Genomic DNA, 24,437 nt, shown 5'->3' on the forward strand with positions numbered 1-24,437 from the left:
TTACCCCAGGGTCCCCACGCGTCCCTCGCTGTTTATGCGCTCGACCACGGGCTTCATCAACTCCATGTAGCGGATCGGGTCCTCGCGGATGACGGCGCCGTGGGCGGGCGCGAGTATCTCGGGGTCGTATTCCCTGACGAGCCGCCCGGTCTCCTCGTTCATCTTCGGGACGTCGACGTACTGGAACCAGAAGAGCACGCGGCCGTGGAACTGGACGAGCCGGCTCACGTCCACGTCGTGGTCGTACTCGTCGACGAACTGCAGGCACTCGGACTCCATGTGCGGGAACCCCATCCAGTCGACGGTGAACAGCGTGTCCGTCGTCTCCTCGGTCATCCACAGGTGCAGCGCCGCGTCGAGGATCGTCGCCTCGTGGAACGCCACGGTGTGCTCCCCGAGGTCGATGGAGTCGCCCTCGCCGACCTGCATCGCGTCCTCCAGGTGGTACAGCTCGTGGCGCGACCCGTACCGGGGCGCGACGAGCGTGGCCTCCGGGAACTCCTCGAGGAGGGAGACCGTGTTCCCGGCGTGGGGCACGTCCGGGTGGGAGACGACGAGGTAGTCGAGGTCGTCGCCGTCGAGGATCGACCGGACCCCCTCGACGATCGTGTCCCTGCTCGCGGGGGAGAGCGTGTCGAACAGGAGCGTTCGCTCGTCGTCGAAGAGGAACGCGTTCTGCGGGATGTGAAGCTCCTCGTGCCGGCTGAACCACTCCGGCCGTCCGTCCGACTCGGTGACGAAGTGGCTTCGGTCGGGGCCGCACTCCTGGATCCAGTGGAACCCCGGTGTGATCTCTCTACTCATGGGCGTACCTGACAGTGACCCGCTTCCCACCGGACCACTATAAATCCGCTAGGTGGCCCCGGACACTCCGCCCACGCTCGCCTTACCGTGTCCTCGGTCGCGGATCCCGCCGCCACCGAGACGCGGCGGCTCCGGGCGACAAACGCGGCGGCGCCGGGGACAAACACGGCGGCCCCGAGAACGTACGCGACGCCTCCGGGAACGCCACACCGCCGGTGCGATAGATTGATGCGTGTGGTTCACGTTCGCACGACCGATGCAGCCGCGCGCCACGCCGGACCGTTCGTCCCACGGCAGCGGCGCGACCCGTATCGCCATCATCGGGGGGTCCCCGTAACCCCCGCTCCCGCACTGCTCCTCGATCCCGGCCCGGTTCGCAACGTGCACCCACCACCCGGTGTCGCCGCCGCCCCGGCGACACGACAGCGATACGCAACTCGGAATGACAGACAACGCGGCAGACGACGACGAACGGACGGAGGAACAGTCGACACGACCCCCCGGGACCGGCGCCGAGGCCGTGGTCAGGGCGCTCGAACGCGCCGGCGTCGAGCACGCGTTCGGGGTGCAGGGCGGCGCGATCATGCCCGTCTACGACGCCCTGTCGCGCTCGGACGTGCGCCACGTCACGATGGCACACGAGCAGGGCGCCGCCCACGCCGCCGACGCCTACGGGGTCGTCTCGGGCACGCCGGGCGTCTGCCTGGCCACGTCCGGCCCCGGCGCGACCAACCTGGTCACCGGACTCGCGGGCGCGGCGGCGGACTCGGACCCGGTGCTGGCCCTGACCGGCCAGGCCCCGTCGCACCTGATCGGCAGGGACGCCTTCCAGGAGACGGACACGACGGCGATGACGGAGCCGGTGACGAAGGAGAACTACCTCGCGACCGACCCCGACACGGTCGGGGACACCGTCGCCGAGGCGTTCGAGCGGGCGCGGTCGGGGCGGCCGGGTCCGACCCTTGTCGACCTCCCGAAGGACGTCTCCCTGAGCCGGACTGACCGCGAAGCCGACGGGAGTTCTCGACACGGCCGGATCCCGGAACCGGGCGCCGTCGACGGCGGGGACCTCGACGGCGAACACCTCGACGCGGCCGCGGACGCGCTCGCGGCCGCCGACCGGCCCGTCGTCCTCGCCGGCGGCGGCGTGATCGCCGGCGACGCGTGGCGCGAACTCCGCGCGTTCGCCGTCGAGTTCGGCGTTCCCGTCGCGACGACGACGTCCGGACGGGGCTCGATCCCGGAGGACCATCGGCTCGCGCTCGGGGTCGCGGGGGCGTCCGGCACGGACCGCGAGAACGCGGCCCTCCGGGAGTGCGACGCGCTGCTCGCGGTCGGGACGCGCTTCGACGACCGCCTCGCCGGCGCGGTCGAGCCGTTCGCCCCCGACGCGACGGTCGTCCACGTCGACGTCGATCCCGCGGAGATCGACAAGAACGTTCGCGCGGATTACCCGCTCGTCGGCGACGCGGCGACGGTGCTCGAGAGGCTCCACGAGGCGATGCCGGCACAACCGGCCGTCGCCGAGCGGCGAGAGCGGTGTCGCCGGCGGAGCGACGGGCTCCCGCCCGAGTACCCGGTGCCCGAGAGCGGGTCCCCGCCCCCCGAGTTCGTCGTCGAGGCGACGGACGCGCTGACGCCCGACGACACGGTCGTCACGACGGACGTGGACCGGCACCTGCCGGGGGCGATGCGGTACTGGACGTGCCGGAACCCCCGGACGTGGGTCGCCTCCCACGGCCTCGGGACGCCGGGATACGGGCTTCCCGCCGCCGTCGGCGCACGCGTCGCCGCCGGGAGCGACCGGTCCGTCGTCTGCTTCACGAGCGTCGGGTCCGTCGTCCCGACGGTTCGGGAACTCGCGGTCGCCGTCCGGCAGCGCCTCGATCTCACGGTGATCGTCTTCGCGGCCGCCGGGGGCGGGACGCTGCCTCGGGGGCGCCAGCCCGCCCCCGCGGGGGGACCAGCGGCGTCTCCGGAGTCGGGGGCCCCCGGAGCGGACGCGCTCGCGGAGGCGTTCGGCGCCCGCGGCTGGCGGCTCGAAACGGCCGACGAGGTCGAGGACACGCTCCGGGAGGCGCTCGGGCACGCCGGCCCGTCGGTCGTCGACGCTCGCGTCGACGTCGAGGGGATCGACCGGTCGGGACGTCCCTGATCCCGGTGCGACCGGCGGCGCGGTCGGCTCTGACCCGTCCGCGGTCGGCCCGTCGCCCTCGCTGACGCGACCGGTCGGTCGTCGCGGTCCACGGACCGCCGGGGTCGAACAGATCGGATCGAGGCTTCTGACGGTAAATTATCGATCGATCGTCAATCTATATACGAACCGTTAACATATATCTGGTTCCGAAGGAAACAGACGTATGATTTGAAAATTACATAATTGCGAAAATATATAGTAATTTTTGCACAGAATAACTAGTTATATATTCAAATATCGGTTTAGGTGGTTAGTTATAAATAAAAAACGATGAATACGTATTTCACGAACGTCGGAACTGTGGCGGTTCGAGCCGATCCGGACGAGCGCGCACACGGCACGAACGACCACGACGGGGTCGGTCCCTCCCGGCGACGTCCCCGCACGACCGACCGTTCCCGTCGGCCCACAGTCGAGCGAGAGCCGCTGGCCGGCACTCCCGTGCGTTGTCGGTCGCTGACGCCCGCCGTGAGTCGGCGGTCGGACCGGCGCCGAGGGAGACCGTCCTGTCACCGCCCACGGGTCACGAAGGACGGATCGTGGCTGTCCCCGCAGCCATCGAAGGGAACGGCACGGGGCCCGCGCCGCGGCGAGGGCCGTAACCCTCGACTCTAAACCGCGGGCCGGCCTGTGCAACTGCATGCCCAAACACCGATGGCTGGTCGCGTGGGGGCTCGGGTCGGTGTCCGTGGGGGCGGCCTCGCTCCTCGTGCCGCTGTACGTGGTGCGCCTCGGCGGCGACCCGTTCGAGCTCGGCCTCCTCGGCGCCGTCGCGGCGTTCGTCGGCGCCCCGGGAGCGCTCGTGTGGGGACGGCTCGCCGACCGGACGTCGAACCCCCGCGGCATCGTCCTGTTCAGCCTCGCCGGCGTCGCCGTCCTCCTCGGGGCCATCCCCCTGTTCTCGTCGATCCCGGTCGTCGTCCTCGGGAACGCGCTCCTGTGGCTGGCGTTCGCCGCCGCGGGGCCCGTGTTGACGCTGCTGGTCGTCGCGGACGTTCCCGAGCGCGAGTGGACCCACGAGATCGCCCTCCTCAACAAGTACCAGGGGTACGGCTGGGCGGCCGGCCTCCTGCTCGGGATCGCGTGGTCGGCGACCGCGGGGCGGGTGCTCTCGCCGACGGCGACCCAGCAGTCGCTGTTCGTCGCCTGCGCGGCGACGGCGATCGCGGCGGCGGCGCTCTTGGCCCGCTGGATGCCGACGCCGTCCAGACACCGGATCGCCCGCGTCGACCCCGAGCGCGTCGGGCGCCTCCTCTCGGTGGGTCGCCGGGGCGTCCGCGGCGCGACCGTCGTGTTCACCCCGAACCGGCTCTACTGGTCGACCCGGCAGTTCGACCCCGCCCGCGTGGCCGACCGCTTCACGCCGACGCTCGCGGCGTACTTCCTGGGGGTCGTCCTCTTCTTCACGGGCTTCTCGGCGTTCTTCGCGCCGCTCCCGCTGTACCTGACCGACGTGGGCTTCTCCTCGGACCTCGTCTACGGGCTGTATCTCGTCTCCAGCCTCGGGTCGGCCGCCTTCTACACGGCCGCCGGCCGGCTCAGTAGCCGGTTCGACCTCCGGCTGCTCCAGACCGGGGCGCTCGGCGTCCGTGCCGTCGCCATGCCGCTGGTCGCGGTCGTCGGCGCCGTCCTCGCGGCGGGGCTCGCCGGCACGCTCGCCGCCGTCGTCCTGTTCGCGCTCATCGGCGTCACGTGGTCGGTCGTCGCGGTCACGGCGGGCACCATCGTGGCGCGGGTCGCGCCCGCGGACGTCCGCGGGGAGGCGCTCGGGGTGTACGCCGCCCTCTCGGTGCTCGCCGGCGGGATCGGCAGCGTCGGCGGCGGCGCGCTGGCGGCGGAGTTCGGCTTCGTCGTCGCCTTCGGCGTCGCCGGCGTCGTGATCCTACTCGGCGCCGGGGTGGTCGCGGCGCTCCGGGAGATCTCCGCGCGGACCGCGACGCAGCCAGCGACGCCCTCGCAGGACCCGACGACCGACTCCGGGTCCGAACTCTGACCGGCACCGCCGACGGGTCCCGGACGCCCCGTCGCGTCGCCGACGCGTCCGGAACGACGGGATCGGGCCCCCCGCGGTCGCTCACAGAACCGACTGCGCGAGCCCGAGGAAGATGAAGAACCCGAGGACGTCCGTCGCGGTGGTGATGAAGATGGTCGCCGAGGTCGCCGGGTCCTTCCCCACCTTGTCGAGCACGAGCGGGATGACCGTCCCGAAGAACCCCGCGATGACGAGGTTCAGCACCATCGACACGCCGAGGACGAGCCCCAACAGCGGACTCTGGTTGAACACCGAGGCGATGATCGCGACGAGGACGCCCGTGATCGCCCCGTTGACGCCGCCGGCGATCACCTCGTTGACGACCGCCCGGCCGCCCGTCCGCAGCGACACCTGCCCGAAGGCGAGCCCCCGGACGGTCACCGCCATCGACTGCGTGCCGGCGTTCCCGCCCATGCCCGCGACCACCGGCATGTACACCGCCAGCAGGGTGAACGCCGCGATGGTGTCCTCGAAGAAGCCGACCATCCCCGCGGCGAGGAACGCGGTTCCCAGGTTGATGATCAGCCACTTGTACCGGTAGCGCACCTTCGTGAGCGGGCCGTCGAGGACGCTCTCCTCCTCGCGGACGCCGGTGAACTCGTAGAGCGTCTCGCCGGCCTCCTCCTCGACGACCCGGAGGAGGTCCTCCGCGTAGATGACCCCCAGGATGGTGTCGTCGTCGTCCAGCACGGCGACCGAGCTCTCCGGGTGTTCGCGGAACACGTCGATCACGTCTGTGTCGGGGCTGTCGTAGCTGACGACGGGCGTCTCGGTGACGTGCTCCCGGAGGTCGCCCTCCCCCAGATCCGTCATCGCGAGCACCTGCCCCGGGAGCTCGCCCAGCAGGTCGTCGCCCTCCGTGACGAAGATGGTCGGGAGCCGGCCGGTGCGGTCCTCGTGGCGCTGGACCCTGGCGGCGATCTCCTCCCAGCTGCGCCCGACGTCGACGGTCACGTAATCGAGGTGCATCAGCCCCGCCGCGCTCTCGGGGCTGAACTCGAGCAGGAACGCGGCCTTCTCGCGGCGGTCCTCGTCGAGGCGCCGCAGGACCGCCTCGCGCGTCTCCTCGTCCGCGTACGCGAGCACGTCCGCCACCTCGTCGGGGTCCAGCCGGCGAACGAACCCCCGGAGCCGCTCCCGGTCCATGTCCCGGACGAGCGACTCCCGGACGGTCTCGGGCAGGCGGAAGAACACGTCCCGCTGGCGCGCACGCGGGAGCCGCTCGAACTCCTCGGCCGGCGCCGACGAGGTGGCGATCGCCTGTTGCACGTCGACGGCGGATTCGTCCATACGCCTCCTACCTCCCACAGCGGGTACATAGTAGTGTCCCGGACCGCCGCCGCGCCGGAATCGCCGGCTCCGGGAGCGCGGGCCGCCGTGCCCCGGTTCCCGGTCAGGACGTTTATCTCGCCCGGGGTGAGAGGACCGACCGTGCGAAGCTACACCGTCACCGAGATCTGGGACATCCCGATCCGCGTCAACACCTCGCTGTTGATCTTCCTGCCCGTGCTCGCGTGGCTCATCGGCAGCGGCCAGCAGATCGCCTTCTACGCCGGGCTCATCGAGGGGTTCACCGGCGTCGGGTTCGACCTGGCCGTCCTCGGCGCCGGCGCGACGCCGTGGGTCATCGGCGTCGCGGCCGCGCTCGGGCTGTTCGTGAGCGTCACGTTCCACGAACTCGGGCACTCGTGGGTCGCGTTGCGGTACGGCATCGGGATCGAGTCGATCACGCTGTGGATCCTCGGCGGGCTCGCCGCGCTGGAATCGGTGCCCAAGGAGTGGGACCGCGAGTTCTGGATCGCCATCGCCGGGCCGGTCGTGAGCGTGCTCGTCGCCGCCGTCTGCTACGCGGCCGTGCTCGTCACGCCTGGTTCGCTCCCGGTCACGCGGTTCGTCCTCGGCTACCTCGCGTTCACGAACCTGCTGCTGGCGGGGTTCAACCTCCTGCCCGCGTTCCCGATGGACGGCGGCCGGATCTTCCGGGCGCTCCTGGCCCGGAGGCGGCCGTACGGCACCGCGACGCGGATCGCCGCGCGGGTGGGGGTCGTCTTCGCGTTCCTGTTCGCGATCGTCGGCGTGGTCTCGTTCAACATCATCATGATCCTGCTTGCGTTCTTCATCTACGGCGCCGCGACGACGGAGTCGCGGACGGTCCTCCTGGACGAACTGCTCGAGGGCATCTCCGTCGGCGACATCATGACGCGCGACCCGCCGACGGTGTCGGCGGACGCCACGGTTCAGGAGCTGGGCTCGCGGATGCTCCGCGACCGGCAGACGGTCCACCTGGTCACCGACGGCGCCGGGGCGGTCGTCGGGCTCGTCTCGCTGTCGGACCTCCGCTCGGTCCGGGAGGACGACCGGGACGCGACCCGGGTGGAGGCGGTGATGCGGGAGGTGCCGCGGGTCGACGCGGGCGCCGACGCCTTCGACACGCTCGCCACGATGACCCAGGCCGGCGGGTCGACCGCCATCGTCGAGGAGGCCGGCGAGCTGGTCGGCGTCCTGACCGAATCGGACTACGCGCACGCCATGACGGTCCGCAAGGGGTTCCGGAGCGGGATCGGCGGGTGATCGGCCGCCGCTCCGCGTCGCTTGAAGACCGCCCGGTGTGCGGGTGGCGACCGGGTCGCGATCCTTTCCCGGTCCCTACCTGGGGATCGTCACCGGAACCGGGATCCGGTCGACGACCCGCTCGGCGACGCTCCCGACGAAGAACCGTTCGAGGATGTCCCGGCTGTGGCTCCCCAGGACCACGTGGTCGACCCCGTGCTCCTCGACGTACTCCAGGATCTCCCGGTCGGGACGGCCGCGTTCGAGGACCGTCTCCAGCGGGACGCCGTGCTCGTCCGCGACGTCCTCGGCCTCGGCGAGGATCGCCTCGCCCTCCTCCTCCCGGCGCTCGTAGACCTCGTCGAGCTTCACGCCCACGTACGTCTCGGGCTGGTGGGTGACGCTCGTGTCCACGACGAACAGGGCGGTCACGTCGGCGTCCGGAAACCGCTCGCAGGCGAACTCCATGGCCCGCCGCGACAGCGCCGACCCGTCGAACGGAACCAGAACGTCCGTCATACCGGCGCTTCGACGACCAGCACATTACGATCTCCCGGCGGCCGCGCCCCCGAGAGAGGTTTAAATACTACATTGGTGTACGTTCACATATGGCAGAATACGGCGCGCTCTCGCTCGTCCCGCCGCTGCTGGCCATCGTGCTCGCGATCGTGACGCGGAAGGCGGTGCTGTCGCTGTTCCTGGGCATCTGGTCCGGCGGCGTCATCTTCACGGGCGGGTTCGGGCTCGGACAGACCTTCGACTGGATCGCCGCCGCGATCGGCGAGAGCGTGTTCCACGCCCAGATCGTCATCTTCACGCTGTTGCTGGGGTCGGCGGTGGCGATGATCTGGCGGCTCGGGGGCTCGCACGCCGTCCGGGACTGGGCAATCGAGCGCATCGACACGAAACGGAAGGCCGGCGTCGCGGCGTGGCTCCTGGGCATCGTGCTGTTCTTCGACGACTACGCCAACACGGCCGTCGTCGGGAGCACGATGAAGGACATCTCCGATCGCCTGGAGGTCTCCCGGGAGAAGCTCTCCTACCTCGTCGACTCCACCGCGGCGCCGGTCGCGACGCTCGGGATCTCCTCGTGGGTCGCGTTCCAGCTGTCGATGATCGAGTCGGGCTACGAGGCGACGGGGCTGGCCGCCGGCGAGATCCCGGACTCCTTCGAGGTGTACCTGCAGTCGATCCCGTACAACATGTACGCGATCCTGGCGATCGTGATGGTGGGGGTCGTCGTGCTCTCCCAGCGCGACTACGGGGAGATGCTCACCGCCGAACACCGCGCCGCCGAGACCGGCAAGGTGACCCGCGACGACGCCCGGCCCATGCAGGACGTCGAGTCGGAACTCGGCGAGCCGAACGTCGACGACCCGAAGCTGCTGTCGTTCTTCCTGCCCATCCTCGTGCTGATCGGGGTGACCGTCGGCTCGGCGCTGTGGACGGGCTACGAGCCAGGGGCGTCGCTGTACGACATGGTCACCGGCGCCGACTACGCCGTCGCGCTGATCTTCGGGTCGTTCGCGATGGTGGCCACGACGTACGCGCTCGGGTACGCCTACGGGCTGCTCTCGCTCGGCGAGAGCGTCGACACGACCATCGACGGCTTCGGCATCATGCTGACGGCGGTGACGATCCTCGTGCTCGCGTGGGGGATCGGCAACGTCGTCGAGGCGCTCGGCACGGGCGACGTGGTCGCCGCCTGGGCCGAATCGGCCGGCCTCTCGGCGGAACTCCTCCCGGTCGTGGTGCTGTTCACCGCCGCGTTCATCGCCTTCTCGACGGGGAGCTCCTGGGGAACGATGGCCATCGTGACCCCGATCGCCGTGCCGGTCGCGTGGAACATCGTCGGCACCCACACGATGGTCGCGGTCATGGTCGGCATGGTCTTCTCAGGCGCCATCTTCGGCGACCACTCCTCGCCCATCTCGGACACGACGGTGCTGTCATCGACGTTCACCGGCGCGGACCTCATCGACCACGTCCGGACGCAGTTCTACTACGCGTTCACCGTCGTGGTCGTGGTGGCCGGGCTGATGCTCGTCTGGGGGTTCACCCGGATCACCCCGTTCGTGCTGCTGCCGATCGGCGTGCTGGCGCTGATCGGGCTCGTCTACGGCCTCTCGGAGTTCGACGCCCGGCGTCGCGGCCTCGACCCGAAGTCCGCCGGCACGCCCCCGGACGTGGCGACGGCGGACGACTGACCCCGCCGAGTCGGGTGGGCGACCGCTCCCCGGTCGGCGCTCCCGTCCACGAACGGCGGCCCGGCGGCCGTCGCGTGCCGGTCGCCGCGATTCACCGGTTCACACCCGATCGACGACGTCGACGCCCGTGATCTCGAAGCGTGCTCCGCCCTCGGACCCGTCGGTTACGCGGATCTCCCACCCGTGGCCGTCGACGACCTGCTCGACGATGCTGAGCCCGAAGCCGGACCCCACCTCGCGGGTCGTGACGCCGGCGTCGAACACGGTCTCGTACTCGGACTTCGAGATACCCTCGCCGTCGTCCTCCACGTAGAAGCCGCCGTCCAGGTCGCCGACGGTCACGGCGGTGCCGCCGTGTTGGATGGCGTTCGTCAACAAGTTCTCCGCGAGCTGCCGGAACCGATCGGCGTCGGCGTGGATCCGTCGGTCGGTCTCGACGGTCAGGGTCGCTCCGTCCGCCCCGAGCGTGCTCCAGGACTCGGCGAACGCCTCCGAGAGATCGACGGTCGTCCGGTCGATGGACTCGGTACCCGCCCGCGCGTACGCGAGCAGGTCCTCGATGAGTCGCTCCATCCGCCGGTGTGCGTTCGCGACGTCCTCGAGGTGCGGGCTGTCACACTCTTCGGCCACGAGATCGAGGCGTCCGGTGGCGACGTTCAGCGGATTGCGGAGGTCGTGGCTCACCGCCGAGACGAAGCGATCGAGCCGTTCGTTCTGGCGCTCGAGCTCCCGTTCGCGCTCGATACGGCCGATCGCGGTGCCTGTGTGGCTGACGAGCAGCTCCGCCAGTTCGATCTCGTCGTCGCCGAAGGCGTGGGTGGTCGTGCTGACCGCCTGGAACACGCCGCGGTCGACGATCGGGATACTGATCCCTGACCGATAGGACTCGTCGGCGGGGTCGCTCCCGTCCGTCGGCGTTATCTCGCCGACGACTCTGGACTCCCCCGTTCGATACGTCTCTCCGGCCATCCCCTGGTCGATCCGCATCCGACGGCTCCCGTCCGGCGGCGCGTCCTCCGAGACCGCGTAGGGGACCAGCCAGTCGTCCTCGCGAACGAGGACCGTACAGAGGTTGAACTCGAGGATCTCGGCGGCCGCCGAGACCGTTCGCTCACAGACCCCCTCGACCGTCTCTTCGGCCTGGATGGTGGTCGCGGCGTGGTGGAGCGCCTCGATCGTTTCCGCACGACACTTGCTCACGTAGCTCCGAGCAGGACTCCGGATATATGTAATTTTCTTTACTTATTAGAATCGCCTGACTCCGACGTTGAATTCACGCATCGGGTTGCATATTTTGCCACGTACGTCCGGACGGGAAAGGCCGGGCCGAATTCCGTTCCCGTTCCCGCTGGCGCCTACTTCGAACGGTAGCTCCTCCGCGGGAATCACCGAGAGCCGTCGGACACCGAAATACCGATATCCGCTCCGACCGGAAGTGTTCGAGGATCGTTCGTACCCGCTCTCGTTCGGGACGGCCCGCCGGGCGTAATGCTCTAGTTCTTTTTATCCGGTGGCTCCGACTACGGCCCGTGCTCGGATTGCTCGGCTCTCTCGCCCTCGCGGCCGTCGCGACGCTCGTCATCTGGAAGGGGAGCGAATACTTCGAACAGGCCGCGGAGCGCCTCAGCAAGTACTACGGTCTCCCGATCGCCGTCCACGGGGCGGTCGTCGTCGCCGTCGGATCGAGTTTCCCGGAGCTCAGTTCGGTCGTGATCAGCACGGTCGTCCACGACGAGTTCTCGCTCGGCGTCGGGGCCATCGTCGGGAGCGCCATCTTCAACCTCCTGATCATCCCGGCGGTCTCGGCGTTCGCCAGCGAGGAACTGGAGACGACTCGGGACATCGTCCACAAGGACGGCCAGTTCTACATCATCAGCGTGCTCGTCCTGTTCATCGTGTTCGCCCTCGGGGCGACGTACGTCCCGGGGGGAACGAACAGCGCCGCGATCCTGACGCCGGCGCTCGTCGTCCTCCCGCTCGCCACGTACGGGATCTACGTGTTCCTCCACTATCAGGACGCCAGCGACCACGACGCCGAGGAGTACCCCGACGTGCGTCCGGCCCGCGAGTGGGCCGTGCTCGCGGTCGGGCTGGTCGTCATCGCCGTCGGCGTCGAGGGGCTCGTCCGGGCGGCCCTCTCGCTCGGGGAGATCTTCGGCACCCCGAGCTTCCTGTGGGGGCTGACGGTCATCGCCGCCGGGACGAGCCTGCCCGACACGTTCGTCAGCGTCAGCGCCGCCCGCAGGGACGACAGCGTCACCAGCCTCACGAACGTCCTCGGGAGCAACACGTTCAACCTCCTCGTCGCCATCCCGATCGGCGTCCTCATCGCGGGGTCGGCGACCATCAACTTCCTCGCGGCGATCCCGACGATGGGGTTCCTCGCGTTCGCCACGCTGGTTTTCATCGTGTTCACCCGCACGGACCTGGAGCTCACCGATCTGGAAGCGTTCGGCTTCATCGCGCTGTACGGGCTGTTCCTCGCCTGGATGATCCTCGAATCGGTCGGCGTCATCGAGACCGTCCGGGGGATCTGACGGACCGACGCACCGTGCGGACTGTCGGCCGCTCGCGCCGGTCCCCCAGTTTAACGGGACCGGCTGTGGTACGATTTCGTATGGCATCGGGCGATCGTCCGCCCCCGGACCTCGTCGGCAAGCGGGTCGTGACGATCTCGACCGGACACCGGGTGGAACTCCCCGTGCGACTCCGGGCGCAGATGCGCGGGGCGACGTTCGCCGCCCCGTTCGGCCCCGTCGCGGACCTGCTACCGGAGGGGCTGGAGCCGATCCGGGCCACGGCGAGGGGTCACGCGGCGGTCACGCTGTTGAGCGTCGAGTACCGCGACGTGGACGTCCCCGGACTGGACCCCTACGACGAGTTCGCCGTCGTCGTCCCCGCCGGCCACGACTCCCCGGCGGCAGTTCCGTACCTCTCGGCGCTGACGCGGGCGACGGACGGGTACGTCTGGTACATGCCCGTCACGACGGAGGCGGCGAGGGCGTTCGGCGTCGACGTGTGGGGGTATCCGAAGGTCGTCGCAGACATCACCCACGAGGACGACGGCTCGGTCCGGGAGACGACCGTCACCGTGGACGACGACCGCTTCGCCACCCTCGAGGTCGCCCGTCCGCCGTCGTTCGACACCGAGGACACCGGCAGTACGTACACGGTCGAGAACGGCCGGCTGTACGAGGTCCCCAGCAGGATCGACGCGGACCTCGGGGGCTGGCCGTTCAGCACCGAGGTGTCGGTCTCGTTCGGCGACCACCCGAGGGCGGCCCCGCTCCGCTCGCTCGACCTCGGGCCCCGCGCGCTCGGGCGGTTCGTCCTCGACGGGGAGGTGTACTTCCACCGGGCGGAGCCGGTTCCCGTCGACGCCGACCCCGGACGCCGACCCCGCTGAGCGGTGCGCCGGCCGACCACGAGTCCGCGGTCGGGGACGGCGGCGTCGCCGGACGCGTCGACCGCGCCGTCGACGTCACGACCGGGGCAGCGCCGGACCCGGTCAGGACCCGCCCGTCCCGTCGAACTCCGGCTCCTCGAGGTCGTCGGCGGGGTCGAACCCGAACACGGACCCGTAGAAGGCCAGCTCAAGCTCGTGGGCCCGCCGGCGCGACTCCGCCCGCCGGAAGCCGTGTCGTTCGCCCTCGAAGACGACGAGGTCGTGGGGAACGTCGCCGGCGGCGAGCGCCGACGCCATCTCCTCCGCCTGCGACAGCGGGACCACCGGGTCGTCCTCGCCCTGCAGTAGCAGCACCGGCGCGTCGATCGACTCCGCGTGAGCGACCGGGGACCGTGCCTCGTACGTCTCTGCTGTCTCCTCGTACGGGCCGACCAGCCCGTCGAGGTACCGCGACTCGAACTTGTGGGTGAACTCCGCCAGCCGGCCGAGGTCGGCGACGCCGTAGTAGCTCGTCCCCGCGTCGACCTCGTCGTGGAACGCCAGCGCGGCGAGGACGACGAACCCGCCGGCGCTCCCGCCCCGGACGGCGACGCGGTCGCCGTCGACGCGACCCGTCTCGGCGAGGTGCCGCGCGACGTCCAGGCAGTCCTCGACGTCGCGGACGCCCCACTCGCCGGCCAGCGCCTCGCGGTAGGCGCGGCCGTAGCCGGTCGACCCGCGGTAGTTCACGTCCGCGACGGCGAACCCCCGCGAGGTGAAGAACTGCGTGGCGAGGTCGAACGTCGGGGACGTCGCACTCGTCGGGCCGCCGTGTGCGACCACGAGCAGCGGCGGGCGCTCGTCGTCCGGCTCGGCCACGTCGGGGTTCGTCGGCGGGTACACGAACGCGTGTGTCTCGGCCCCGTCGCGCGTCGGGACGGTGACGTGCTCGGGCTCGGAAACGTACGCCGGGTCGATCTCGGTCTCGCTCGACTCCCGCAGTACCGTCAGGCCCTCGCCGGGCGTCCACCGCGCGAGCCGCGCGGGCGTCGCGGGGCCGCCGGCGACGAAGACGACGGACGTGCCGTCGGTCCGGAGCCGCGGCGCGCCCCGCTCGCCGAACACCGCGACCGACACGTCCGGCCGCGTTCGGGTCCCGTCGGGGGCGATCCGCTCCAGCGTCTGCTCGCCGTCCCGCGTCGCGACCGCGACGACGCTCCCGTCGTCGAGGGGGACGTACGTGGCGAGGCCGAACACCCACTGCGGGACGCCGTACTCGGCGTCCTCCTCGCGGAGGCACGTCCAGTCTTCCTCCCCCTCGCGGGCGTCGTCGCGGCGGTAGAGGTTCCACCAGCCGGTGCGATCCGAGACGGCGAACAGGTCGCCGTCGGGCCCCCACGCCGGCTGGAAGACGGACTCCTCGGGGCCGCCCATGACGACGCGGTCGTCGACGAGGTCGCCGTCGGCCGTGACGTCCGCCACGTGGAGTTCGGTCCCGTCCCACGGCATCCGCGGGTGGTCCCAGGCGAGCCACGCCAGGCGGTCGCCCCCGGGCGAGAGCGTCGGCGCCGCGTAGAAGTCGTGGCCCGTCGCGACGACCGCCGGGTCGCCGTCGCCGTCGGCCGGCACTCGGACCAGTTCGTTGACCGGCTCCTCCGGCCCGTCCTCGGCTGCCGCCGCGTCGTGGTTCTCGCGGACGCAGTACAGGGACTCCCCGTCCGCGCCGACCGCGAAGTCCGCGTAGCGGAGTCCCCGTTCGGTCTCCGGCTCCGGGGTGATCGGCTCCGGGTCGCCCCCCGGCGCCAGTCGGTACACGCGCTGGTCGCCGTAACGGGCGACGTAGACCGTTCCGTCGTGGACCGCGAAGTCGCCGCCGCCGTACTCGTGGACGAGCGTGCGGACGTTCAGGTCCCCGGGCGTCACGTCGACGGCCCCGTCGCCGTCGTCCCGGACGACGACGCCGCGGCCGTCCTCGTCTGGCCGCTGTTCGCGCCAGTACACGGTCTCGCCGTCGACGGCGACGTGGCCGAACTGCCTGCCGGCACTGGCGACCGTCTCGGCGTCGATCGGCGACGGCCACGTGCCGTACGCCGTCGTTCCCTCGGGAGGATCGTTCGGCATCGGTGGACGGATCGAGACGGGTGAATGACAAAAGCCTACCTCGGGTGGGTGAGCGTCCCGGCGACCGATCCCGTCCGTCGGGTCCGCGCCCGGTCGTACTTTAGGTTCCGCGGTGCGACGTTCGTGTATGGACGACGCGGACGAGGCGACACTCTCGCGGCTGGCGTCGGCGCTTTCGGACGCGGACACCGCGGCCGCGCTGACGGGGGCGGGGATCTCCGCGCCCTCGGGCGTCCCCACCTTCCGCGGCGAGGAGGGCGTCTGGGGGACCGAGTTCGACCCGATGGACTTCCGGATCGGACGCTTCCGGCGCGACCCCGAGGGGTTCTGGCGGGACCGCCTCGACCTCCACGACCGGCTCTTCCCGGACGGGGTGGAACCCAACTCGGCGCACGAGGCGCTGGCCTCGCTGGAGGCCGCCGGCCTGCTCGACGCGGTCGTCACCCAGAACACCGACGGGCTCCACGCGGCCGCCGGGTCGGAGACGGTGTTGGAACTCCACGGCAACGCCGCGCGGGTCGCCTGCGTCGACTGCGGGGCCACCCGGCCCGCCGAGCCCGTTCACGAGCGGGTCCGAGCGGCCGTCGAGGGGGAGGACGGAACCGACCGGGAGCTCCCGCCGACGTGTCCGGACTGCGGTGGCGTGCTGAAGCCGGACGTGGTGCTGTTCGGCGAGTCGCTTCCCCGGCGCACGTTCCGCCGGGCTCGGGACCTCGCGGCCGACAGCGACGTCTTCCTCGCGATCGGGTCGTCGCTGGAGGTCGAACCGGCCGCGTCGCTCCCGCGGCGGGCGGCCGCGGGCGGAACACTGGCTGTCGTCAATCTCGATTCGACGGCGGCCGACAAGCGGGCCGACATCCGCTTCCGCGCGGACGTGACCGACGTGTTGCCCGCGCTCGCGGCGCGCCTCGACGTCCGTTGACCGTCGCACCGCACCGCCTCACGCGCCCCGGCAGCGCGACCGGCGTGTCACTCCCGCGGCCGCGAGAGCTGGATCGAGGTGGCGGCGACATCCTCGATCGTCGCACGCCAGCCGCCGACCGTGACCTCTCCCCGGTCGGTCGCGAGCGTGAGCGACGCGTCGCATCGCGGAGCTGGCCGCCTCGGGGCTCGGAGACATCGTTGATCGGCGACCCCGCTCGATGAGAACGAGCAACCGTGAACGTGCCCGAAGTGGCCCCGCAAGGCTCTTAAACGCATATATCGCAATATATCGCATGGTCAAAACGATTCGCGTCTCCGAGGAATACCACGAGTGGCTCAGCGCCCACAAGAAGGACGACGAGACGATGGAGGAGACGCTGCGTCGGATGACGCGCGGCCCGCACCCGAGTGACGTTGCCGGTCTCCTGACCGAAGATGAAGCCGAGGAGGCCAAGGACGCGGTGAGCCGTCTGCGTGGGGGTGACCGCGACCGCCTCGACGCTGCCCGCGACACCTTCGAAAATGGGGGCCGGCAAGAGTGATCATCGACTCGTCGTATCTGTTCGACCTGCTGGCGGGGGACCCGGATGCGTTCTCGAAGGGCGTCGAACTCGTCGAGGAGGGCGAGATGCAGTGGTTGCCGTCTCCGGTGGTCGCGGAGACCTACTACGGCGTCGCCACAGCTCGCAGCGACACCGAACAGGAGGTACGGAACCGGCTCCTCGGATATCCTCGCATCGACGTGGACGAGGAGATCGCACGGAAAGCCGGTGAACTTCTCGCGGCGGCAGACGACCACGTGGGTGGGACCGCCGGCGTCGGGACGAACGACGGGTACATCGCCGCGATGGCCGACGTGCTCGACGATGCCGTTTTGACGGACAACGTCGAGGACTTCGAGACGCTCGGTGTTGCTGTCGAACCGTACTGATCTTCCACACCTCGCTCAGTTCCACTCCTTCGAGGAGATCGATACCGTCGACGATCCGGGACGACACCTGTACGTCGACGATCCCGGACAGACCGTCACGAACACGCGAACGAGTAGAGGGCCCCTCACCTGAACTCGATCTCTCAGCGTTCGCGTAGCCTGAGCGGCCGGAGAGTAGAAGCAGGTCCGCGTCCGGCGGTTCCGGACGGACCGTTGTGCTGGTCGTCTCCGGGTATGCCAGTCCGGAGGTCCCCAGCGTGCCAGCGGACGCGGCAACTGGAGACGGCCTGTTCGCGCCCTCTGCCGAACGGCGTCATCGGGCGAACGACCTGTAGTCCGAATCGGACTACGATAGTAGCGTACGAGACGTTGACGGCCTCACCGGCTTAATTATTTGGTGGTTCGGTTCTCGACCAGTAGGCTCGCAACGATACGAACGTATTTATAAAGAGCAAGGAGAATACCCGCGCCTTTAGACGCGAGATGAATCCGAAACAGCGATACGTTCTACCGTCGATGTAACAGCCCGAGTTTCCAATCCATACTTTCAAGTGCCAAAAACCGCTATCAAGCGTAAGGGTAAGACGGAACGGAGCGGATTCCGAACGACCTTCGGAGGCGGCCACGCCGCCAACTCAATGAGACAATATCCGAAACGCTGACGCGGTGAACGCGAATCCCTGAAGGGTTCGCCGTGTGCCCGTCGGCCTGAGCAAGCCTCAGGATAACTCCGAGTCCGGTGACGTATCAGCGATTCCCTGCTGGCAAAAACAACAGGTGGGAATCGAATGACGCCAAGGATAGGAGTAACGGCCACTTGGCATGGCCAGTCAGCCACCGACCACGATGGCCGGGTTAGACGGGTACCCGTTAAGTGGCGGTATCCATGGTTGCAAACCTGAAACTCCCACCGCTCGGGATTCCTCCGGCTTTAGCCGGAGGAAGATGTCAATACCGGTAGCGAGATGACTACTCACACACGGCGGTTTGCATTTCGCTTGACGAAGCACGGTGCTATCGAGGTTCGCGGATCCCTGTACCGGACCGAGTCCGGTTGGTCGCACCATTTGAGCGACTGCAGTCCGTCGACCGAATACGCATGAGTGACACGATCGGTGCCGAGAAATCCGAGCCAGCGTGAATTCCACCATACATGAACTCTACTGAGCCGACGGATCCGCTCGACATGGTCCGTCGCGAGATCGAAGAAACCGTTCCGGACGAGTTGGACGTCTCCAGAGTCACGTTCGAGGGGCCGCAAGTCGTCGTCTACACGAGGAACCCTCGACAGTTCGCCCGGCGTGACGACCTCGTCCGTAAGCTAGCGAGTCGACTTCGGAAGCGTATCACCGTGCGTCCGGAGGCGGGGACTCAGGCGGATCGAGCCGAAGCCGAGGCGACGATCCGGGAACTGATCCCGGACGGGGCCGGGATCACGAACCTCCGATTTTACCCGACGACCGGCGAAGTGCTGATCGAGGCCGAGAAACCGGGCCTGGTGATCGGACGCCGCGCGAGCACGCTTCGCGAGATCACACAGGAGGTCGGCTGGACGCCGGAGGTGCTTCGTACGCCGCCGATGGAGTCCACGACCGTCGACAACGTGCGGAACTTCCTGCTCCAGGAGCGAGACGAGCGTCGGGGATTCCTCGAACGCGTCGGGAGCGAGATCCACTCCGACCCTGACGCCGACCCGGAGTACGTCCGGCTGACCACCCTGGGGTGCTGTCGCGAGGTCGGACGCGCGAGTTTCCTCCTCAGCACGTCGAACACCCGAATCCTGGTCGACTGCGGCGACAAGCCCGGCGCCGAGGGCGAGGTGCCGTACCTCCAACTTCCGGAGGCGAACCCCATCCCGGACCTCGACGCCGTCGTCCTCACGCACGCACATCTCGATCACAGCGCCCTCCTCCCGATCCTGTTCAAGTACGGGTACGACGGCCCAGTGTTCACGACACAGCCGACTCGGGACCTCATGGGCCTCCTCCAACTCGACTATCTCGACGTCGCCGCCAAGGAGGGGCGAACACCCCCGTACGACAGCGCCATGGTCAGAGAGGAGCTCAAGCACACGATCGCCGTCGATTACGGCGACGTGACGGACATCGCGCCGGACGTGAAGCTCACCTTCCACAACGCCGGACACATCCTCGGCAGCGCCGTCACGCACCTGCACGTCGGCGACGGGTTCCACAACGTCGTGTTCTCGGGCGACGTCCACTACACGGACACGCGCCTGTTCAACGGCGCCGAGAACGACTTCCCGCGGGTCGAGACTCTCGTGATGGAGTCCACGTACGGGCGACGTGACGACTACCAGACGGACCAGGAGGACTCCGAGCGGAAACTGATCGAGCGGATCACCGAGACGTACGAGAACGGCGGGACGGTCGTGATCCCCGCGTTCGCCGTCGGCCGGTCACAGGAACTGATGCTCGTCCTCGAGGAGGCGATGCGCGAGGATCGGCTCCCGACGATGCCGGTCTACCTCGACGGGATGATCCGCGAGGCGACGGCCATCCACACCGCCTATCCCGAGTTCCTGCGCGACGGTCTCCGCGACCGGATCCTCCACGAAGACGAGAACCCCTTCCTCGCGGACCAGTTCCAGCAGGTCGACGGCGGCCACGAGATGCGCGAGGACATCGCGGCCGGCGACCCGTGCGTCATCCTCTCGACCTCGGGGATGGTCACCGGCGGGCCGATCATGTCCTGGCTGAAACTCCTCGGCGGCGACCCGGAGAACACCCTCATGTTCGTGGGGTATCAGGCCCAGGGGACGCTCGGCCGCCGCATCCAGAGCGGGCGACGCGAGATCCCGTTCAGCGACCGCGGGAGCCAGGAACGAGAGCTGACCCTCCGGCTGAACGTGGACTCGGTGAGCGGATTCTCCGGCCACGCGGACCGCAACGGCCTCGAGGACTTCGTGCGGACGATGAACCCACGACCCGAGGAGGTGCTCTGCGTCCACGGGGACGAATCCTCGACGGATCAGCTCTCCTCCGGACTGTACCAAGAGCTCGGCCTCCGAACGAAGGCACCCCGAAACACCGAGACGTATCGGTTCGACTGATCGGCGCTCGACGGAGGGAACTGACGCCGGTTCGACATCGATGCTCGGCGAAACACATTCACTACGAGACCGGAGACGGAACGACCTTCATCGTTTCAGTGGTACCGAAGGCAACTGACGAGGGAATCACGCTCCGGCTTTCGACGGTTTCCCGAACGTCGACCCACGTCCGACACGACTACCCTGTCCACGAATACGAAACTGTACCGGACGCGATCGAGGACGCGGAGTCGTTCATCGAATCGCTCTCACAGGAGCTTCGAGAGTGGACTATTCGTCTACAGATCCCGAAATCGAGTCGATACGCGAGACGACACGGGCGTTCAGAGACGAGCGCACGTTCTCACTGATCGTCGAGCGGACAGCGCTCTGTCGACGACCGAAGGAGGTGAACTACTTCACTCGGCAGCCGCAACCCCCGGTAAATGTACGAGTACACCGGCGACGCCCACGAAGCCCTCGTCGACTCCTATCGAGCGGACGACTCGCCGTTCCCGACGGACACCTCGCGGACGTATCCACGCCGCGATTTCCTGCGTGACGAGCCGCTCCTGCTCAAACAGCTTCTGTTCCCCCGGTGCTGGAACGCGACGGATCTGGTAGACGACCCTGCCGAAACCCGGAGCCGCTTGACCAGGCTCGGTACGTGCATCCAAAAGGGCATCACGGCCTATTCCGACCGCGACGCGGAGGACCTGATCGGAACCGTCGACGGGATCCTCGACCGACTACCGACGATTCGAACCGCCCTCAAGCGGGACGTCGAGGCCGCATACAAGGGCGACCCCGCGGCGAAGAGCTACTGTGAGATCATCCGGTCCTATCCGGGGTTCCATGCCGTCCTCACCCACCGGGTCGCACACGTCCTCTACGAGGAGGGCCACGTCGAGTACGCACGCGAACTCGCCGAGTACTCGAAGACCGAAACGGGGATCGACATCCACCCCGGCGCGGAGATCGGCGAGTACGTCTTCATCGATCACGGGACCGGCGTCGTCATCGGCGAGACGGCGACGGTCGGCGACTGGGTCCGGATCTACCAGAACGTGACGCTGGGGGCGCTCCACTTCGAGGAGGAGGAGGACGACAGCCACATGCTGAAGAAGGACTACAAGCGCCACCCCGACATCGGCGACCACGTCGTCATCGGGGCCGGAAGCAACGTGCTCGGGCCGGTCGACGTCGGCGACCACGTGAGCATCGGCGCGAACTCCTGGGTGACCGAGGACGTCCCGGACGACACGAGCGTGTTCATCTCCGATCACCCCGACCAGGAGCGGAAACCGAACGGGTAGCCGCCGGCTGAGTACTCCGGACCCTCCGAACTGCGGCGGCCGCATACGTCGAGCGGTGCACGTATCCGCGGGGAGCCGACCGCTCCGACCCCGGCCGGCCGCAGACGGCCCCCGCGTCCTCGGTGGCGACGCGGTCACGGGCACGCCGCCGGAACGGGGGCCTCCGGGTTCGGGGCGGCCATCGCTATCGAGGGCCCGTCGGCGGCTCTAACGGTCGTATTCTACAGCGATCTCCAGTATGATTGGTAAATAAACATATCTACGATACCGTAGAATGTCGGGTATGGACACGACGATTCCGGACCTCGACATCGAGATCCCCGAGATCAGTCAGATCGCGTTCGTGGTCGAGGACATCGAGGACGGGATGGACCGCTTCGGCGGCATCCTCGGGGTCGGCCCGTGGGAGGTATACCGGTTCGAGCCGCCGACCCTGACCGAGACGACCTACCGCGGCGAGCCACACGACTACTCGATGATCCTCGCGCTCGCGTTCGCGGGCGAGACGATGATCGAACTCATCGAACCCCTGGAAGGGCCGAGCATCTACACGGAGCACCTCGACGAGCACGGCGAGGGACTCCACCACGTCGCCTGTTTCGCGTTCGAGGAGACGGAGGCCGTCGTCGAGCAGTTCGAGGAGGCGGGAATGCCGGTGGTTCAAAGCGGCGTCTACGGCGAGGTGCCGTACTGGTACTTCGACACCGAGGAGCAGCTGAACGGCGTCATCTTCGAGACGGCGACCAACCTGGAGTCGATGCCCGACCCGGACCGCACGTATCCCGAGTGACCACGTGTCGGGTCCCACGTCCCTGATGACCCGCCACCGCCGAGAACGTGGACCGTCGATCGCCGTACGAACGAACCGCTTCGGTATCGAGGCGAGGTCGGTGGTCGATGTGCGTGTGGGGCGGACACAGTATTGCGCTGACGGGTGATCGTGGAGCTCGTTCGACCGGGTTCGGCATGCTCGGATCGTCGTGCGGGATCCACGGGAACGCCGCTCGATGGCGGGATTCCGGATCGGGCGTTTCGAGCGATTTCCTCCGTGAATCTCCGGGCGATAGGCCGATTCGGGCGTCCTCTGATCATTCTGCCCATCGCTCGATTCCCGCTTACCGTGCTTCGGTAGGCCAGCATCGGGGATAGGACGCCGATCCGAGCCCGTTTTCCGGGGAACCGGATCCGACGAGATGAGTCAGGGCGTTCAGATCGTCCGTACTCGCCGGAGAGACCCCCCGTGCTATCGGTATGACCGGATACCGACGCCTACGATGGGCCCCGGAACGCGCTCCCCGACCAACGTTCGCTCCGACGCGGATTCCCTCCACCGGAAGTGATCCTCCTTTCTCGTCGCTCTCGAAGACGTGTTCTCCCGGACCACCAGATTCGAACGACAGGGTCACGCGGGCCCTAAACGGGCGTATCGGCAGTCGACGGATCGTTGATACCCTCTCGAACCCGACCGCACGGGGTCGCTTCGACTGCACCGATCGCGCCCGTCGCGATCGCCCGTCGGGCCGGAATCCGCCGACAACCTCTCGGATGTTCGGCTACAGAAAATCCCTTGCAGAGATGGACGTTGATCCGAACCTATACGACAACCTGACTATTCGTCGTCGCTCGAACGGGTCCCGCCCTCGGGTGTGACTCCGGCGTAGTACTCGCTTAGACGGCTATTTTGTCCACTTCCGGAGGGTGGCGGCTTCCCCCATCGCTTCATGTCGACGAATCGCTCCGTGGGTCGATCGGGTGCGTTGTCGATCCCCGATTCCCGCTCACGACGATGCCACGGGGGTTCTCTCCGGCGAAATAGCCGTGCTGATGAATTCGGATCCGGATCCGTCGAATTCGGGGGACTCAGCCGATGTATCAGTGTGTTGTCTCATATCGATCCGTCGATGAGTCGTCGATTCACGGATTCCGCGGAGAGAGTCGATTCGACCCGAGAAATCGCGGGAGTAGCGCTGAACATCTCCGCTGGAGCGGACTCCGTTCCGAGACTCCGATGTCGACGAGTACCCAAAACGAGAAACCGTACGGGTCGCTCGACCGGCTGGGGTACTTTCGACGATCTGGGGGGTAAGTTCCGGGTCTCCGTCGGTGGCGAGGGTGACGGTCGGCGAGTGCCGGACGACAGTGGATCGACGCGGAGATTCATTCCTCTCGTCGGAACAATAATCGTACTTCCGATAATTGTACTCTGAAGTATGATACTTCAAAGTATTATCCGGTGTCGAACCGTGTGTGAGGCTGTCTCGTCACTCCAGTCTCTTCGACGGACGAACGCCTCTCAAGACAATTCTCGCTGAGACTGGCGTGAGCGATTCCTGTTCCACGAGTTCTGATGTGCAAGTTCTGTGCAGTCGCCGCAACGGTTACGATTCTATGTGCAAAACATGCACATGAAATGAGCGCGAGCGACGATCCGCGGCGGGTTCACTTCCAGTCGCCGGAGTATCTCGTCGATCGACTGGACGCGATCGCGGAGCTCTTCGACACGGATCGGACGGATCTGCTCGTCGAGGCGATCCGCGAGTACATCGAAGACACGGCCGATAGTGAGACGTTCCAGAAGCTGGTCGCGACGAAGTACTACGACGGCCAACTCGCGTTCGAGACGGTCAAGCAGTTGGTCGGCGCCGAGACCGCCCAGCGGCTCCGCCTCCTCAAGACGGATCTCGAGGATGAGCCACTCGATCTCGCTGCCCCCGACGACGTCGACGTCTACGACGGCGACGCGACCGCGGTCGAGCCCGCGGCCGACGACGATCGATGAGCGGCCATCGACTGCGAACGGTCGTCGCAGACACCAGCGCGCTCGTCAGTCTCGGCGTCCCCAGGGCCGACGCGTCCGTCGACACCGACGTTCCGGACCCGTTCCAGTACCTCCTCACGTCGTGTGACGTGTTCGTGCC

At 68.2% G+C, this 24,437-nt stretch carries 19 protein-coding genes; 13 read left to right on the top strand and 6 right to left on the bottom strand.

What is annotated here, in order from left to right; translation table 11 throughout:
• The gene (locus tag ACQUQ1_RS07725) at positions 1 to 804 is read right to left on the bottom strand and encodes an MBL fold metallo-hydrolase (protein WP_435063693.1); all 804 of its coding nucleotides are present in this window, start codon (positions 802 to 804) and stop codon (positions 1 to 3) included.
• 442 nt (positions 805 to 1,246) lie between these two features.
• Between ACQUQ1_RS07725 and ACQUQ1_RS07730 the strand changes: the two genes are divergently transcribed.
• Together ACQUQ1_RS07730 and ACQUQ1_RS07735 are read left to right on the top strand one after the other, a co-directional pair.
• Positions 1,247 to 2,959: a thiamine pyrophosphate-binding protein gene (locus ACQUQ1_RS07730; protein ID WP_435063694.1), complete on the top strand. Its 1,713-nt coding sequence runs from the start codon at positions 1,247 to 1,249 to the stop codon at positions 2,957 to 2,959.
• A gap of 682 nt (positions 2,960 to 3,641) precedes the next feature.
• Entirely contained in the window at positions 3,642 to 4,994 is a 1,353-nt protein-coding gene (locus tag ACQUQ1_RS07735; protein ID WP_435063695.1) for an MFS transporter, read from the top strand.
• Positions 4,995 to 5,075: 81 nt separating this feature from the next.
• Here the strand turns inward: ACQUQ1_RS07735 and ACQUQ1_RS07740 are convergent, their stop codons facing one another.
• Positions 5,076 to 6,323, bottom strand: a complete 1,248-nt coding sequence (locus ACQUQ1_RS07740; protein ID WP_435063696.1) for a magnesium transporter — start codon at positions 6,321 to 6,323, stop codon at positions 5,076 to 5,078.
• Between the two features lie 141 nt (positions 6,324 to 6,464).
• Between ACQUQ1_RS07740 and ACQUQ1_RS07745 the strand changes: the two genes are divergently transcribed.
• Positions 6,465 to 7,604: a site-2 protease family protein gene (locus ACQUQ1_RS07745; RefSeq protein ID WP_435063697.1), complete on the top strand. Its 1,140-nt coding sequence runs from the start codon at positions 6,465 to 6,467 to the stop codon at positions 7,602 to 7,604.
• 75 nt (positions 7,605 to 7,679) lie between these two features.
• Here ACQUQ1_RS07745 and ACQUQ1_RS07750 read toward each other — a convergent pair whose 3' ends face one another.
• Positions 7,680 to 8,102 carry a universal stress protein gene (locus ACQUQ1_RS07750; RefSeq protein WP_435063698.1) on the bottom strand — a complete coding sequence of 141 codons (423 nt, stop codon included), beginning with the start codon at positions 8,100 to 8,102 and terminating at the stop codon, positions 7,680 to 7,682.
• Positions 8,103 to 8,191: 89 nt separating this feature from the next.
• On the opposite strand from ACQUQ1_RS07750, the gene ACQUQ1_RS07755 reads away from it, so the two are divergent.
• On the top strand, positions 8,192 to 9,790 hold the full coding sequence (locus ACQUQ1_RS07755) for a Na+/H+ antiporter NhaC family protein (RefSeq protein ID WP_435063699.1): 1,599 nt from the start codon (positions 8,192 to 8,194) through the stop codon (positions 9,788 to 9,790).
• A gap of 99 nt (positions 9,791 to 9,889) precedes the next feature.
• Here the strand turns inward: ACQUQ1_RS07755 and ACQUQ1_RS07760 are convergent, their stop codons facing one another.
• Entirely contained in the window at positions 9,890 to 10,990 is a 1,101-nt protein-coding gene (locus ACQUQ1_RS07760; RefSeq protein ID WP_435063700.1) for a sensor histidine kinase, read from the bottom strand.
• A gap of 329 nt (positions 10,991 to 11,319) precedes the next feature.
• Between ACQUQ1_RS07760 and ACQUQ1_RS07765 the strand changes: the two genes are divergently transcribed.
• Together ACQUQ1_RS07765 and ACQUQ1_RS07770 are read left to right on the top strand one after the other, a co-directional pair.
• On the top strand, positions 11,320 to 12,327 hold the full coding sequence (locus ACQUQ1_RS07765) for a sodium:calcium antiporter (RefSeq protein WP_435063701.1): 1,008 nt from the start codon (positions 11,320 to 11,322) through the stop codon (positions 12,325 to 12,327).
• 80 nt (positions 12,328 to 12,407) lie between these two features.
• On the top strand, positions 12,408 to 13,196 hold the full coding sequence (locus tag ACQUQ1_RS07770) for an acetoacetate decarboxylase family protein (protein WP_435063702.1): 789 nt from the start codon (positions 12,408 to 12,410) through the stop codon (positions 13,194 to 13,196).
• 102 nt (positions 13,197 to 13,298) lie between these two features.
• Here ACQUQ1_RS07770 and ACQUQ1_RS07775 read toward each other — a convergent pair whose 3' ends face one another.
• Entirely contained in the window at positions 13,299 to 15,296 is a 1,998-nt protein-coding gene (locus tag ACQUQ1_RS07775; protein WP_435063703.1) for a S9 family peptidase, read from the bottom strand.
• 127 nt (positions 15,297 to 15,423) lie between these two features.
• On the opposite strand from ACQUQ1_RS07775, the gene ACQUQ1_RS07780 reads away from it, so the two are divergent.
• A complete protein-coding gene (locus ACQUQ1_RS07780; RefSeq protein ID WP_435063704.1) occupies positions 15,424 to 16,218 on the top strand; it encodes a Sir2 family NAD-dependent protein deacetylase in 795 nt (264 codons plus the stop codon).
• A 47-nt stretch (positions 16,219 to 16,265) separates the two neighbouring features.
• On the opposite strand, the gene ACQUQ1_RS07785 is transcribed toward ACQUQ1_RS07780, so the two are convergent.
• On the bottom strand, positions 16,266 to 16,496 hold the full coding sequence (locus ACQUQ1_RS07785) for a TrmB family transcriptional regulator sugar-binding domain-containing protein (protein WP_435063705.1): 231 nt from the start codon (positions 16,494 to 16,496) through the stop codon (positions 16,266 to 16,268).
• A gap of 17 nt (positions 16,497 to 16,513) precedes the next feature.
• On the opposite strand from ACQUQ1_RS07785, the gene ACQUQ1_RS07790 reads away from it, so the two are divergent.
• From ACQUQ1_RS07790 to ACQUQ1_RS07815, 6 genes are all read left to right on the top strand, one after another.
• The gene (locus tag ACQUQ1_RS07790) at positions 16,514 to 16,762 is read left to right on the top strand and encodes a hypothetical protein (RefSeq protein WP_435063706.1); all 249 of its coding nucleotides are present in this window, start codon (positions 16,514 to 16,516) and stop codon (positions 16,760 to 16,762) included.
• Entirely contained in the window at positions 16,759 to 17,151 is a 393-nt protein-coding gene (locus tag ACQUQ1_RS07795) for a PIN domain-containing protein (protein ID WP_435063707.1), read from the top strand. Before ACQUQ1_RS07790 ends, ACQUQ1_RS07795 begins: the two co-directional genes overlap by 4 nt.
• A 1,153-nt stretch (positions 17,152 to 18,304) precedes the next feature.
• On the top strand, positions 18,305 to 20,224 hold the full coding sequence (locus tag ACQUQ1_RS07800) for a beta-CASP ribonuclease aCPSF1 (RefSeq protein ID WP_435063708.1): 1,920 nt from the start codon (positions 18,305 to 18,307) through the stop codon (positions 20,222 to 20,224).
• 425 nt (positions 20,225 to 20,649) lie between these two features.
• Positions 20,650 to 21,519: a serine O-acetyltransferase EpsC gene (epsC, locus tag ACQUQ1_RS07805; protein ID WP_435063709.1), complete on the top strand. Its 870-nt coding sequence runs from the start codon at positions 20,650 to 20,652 to the stop codon at positions 21,517 to 21,519.
• A 274-nt stretch (positions 21,520 to 21,793) separates the two neighbouring features.
• On the top strand, positions 21,794 to 22,309 hold the full coding sequence (locus ACQUQ1_RS07810) for a VOC family protein (RefSeq protein WP_435063710.1): 516 nt from the start codon (positions 21,794 to 21,796) through the stop codon (positions 22,307 to 22,309).
• A 1,620-nt stretch (positions 22,310 to 23,929) separates the two neighbouring features.
• Entirely contained in the window at positions 23,930 to 24,298 is a 369-nt protein-coding gene (locus tag ACQUQ1_RS07815) for a hypothetical protein (RefSeq protein ID WP_435063711.1), read from the top strand.
• Positions 24,299 to 24,437 lie beyond the last annotated feature (139 nt).

The organism is Halobaculum sp. EA56, from assembly GCF_051195075.1.
In the GTDB taxonomy this organism is placed as follows: domain Archaea; phylum Halobacteriota; class Halobacteria; order Halobacteriales; family Haloferacaceae; genus Halobaculum.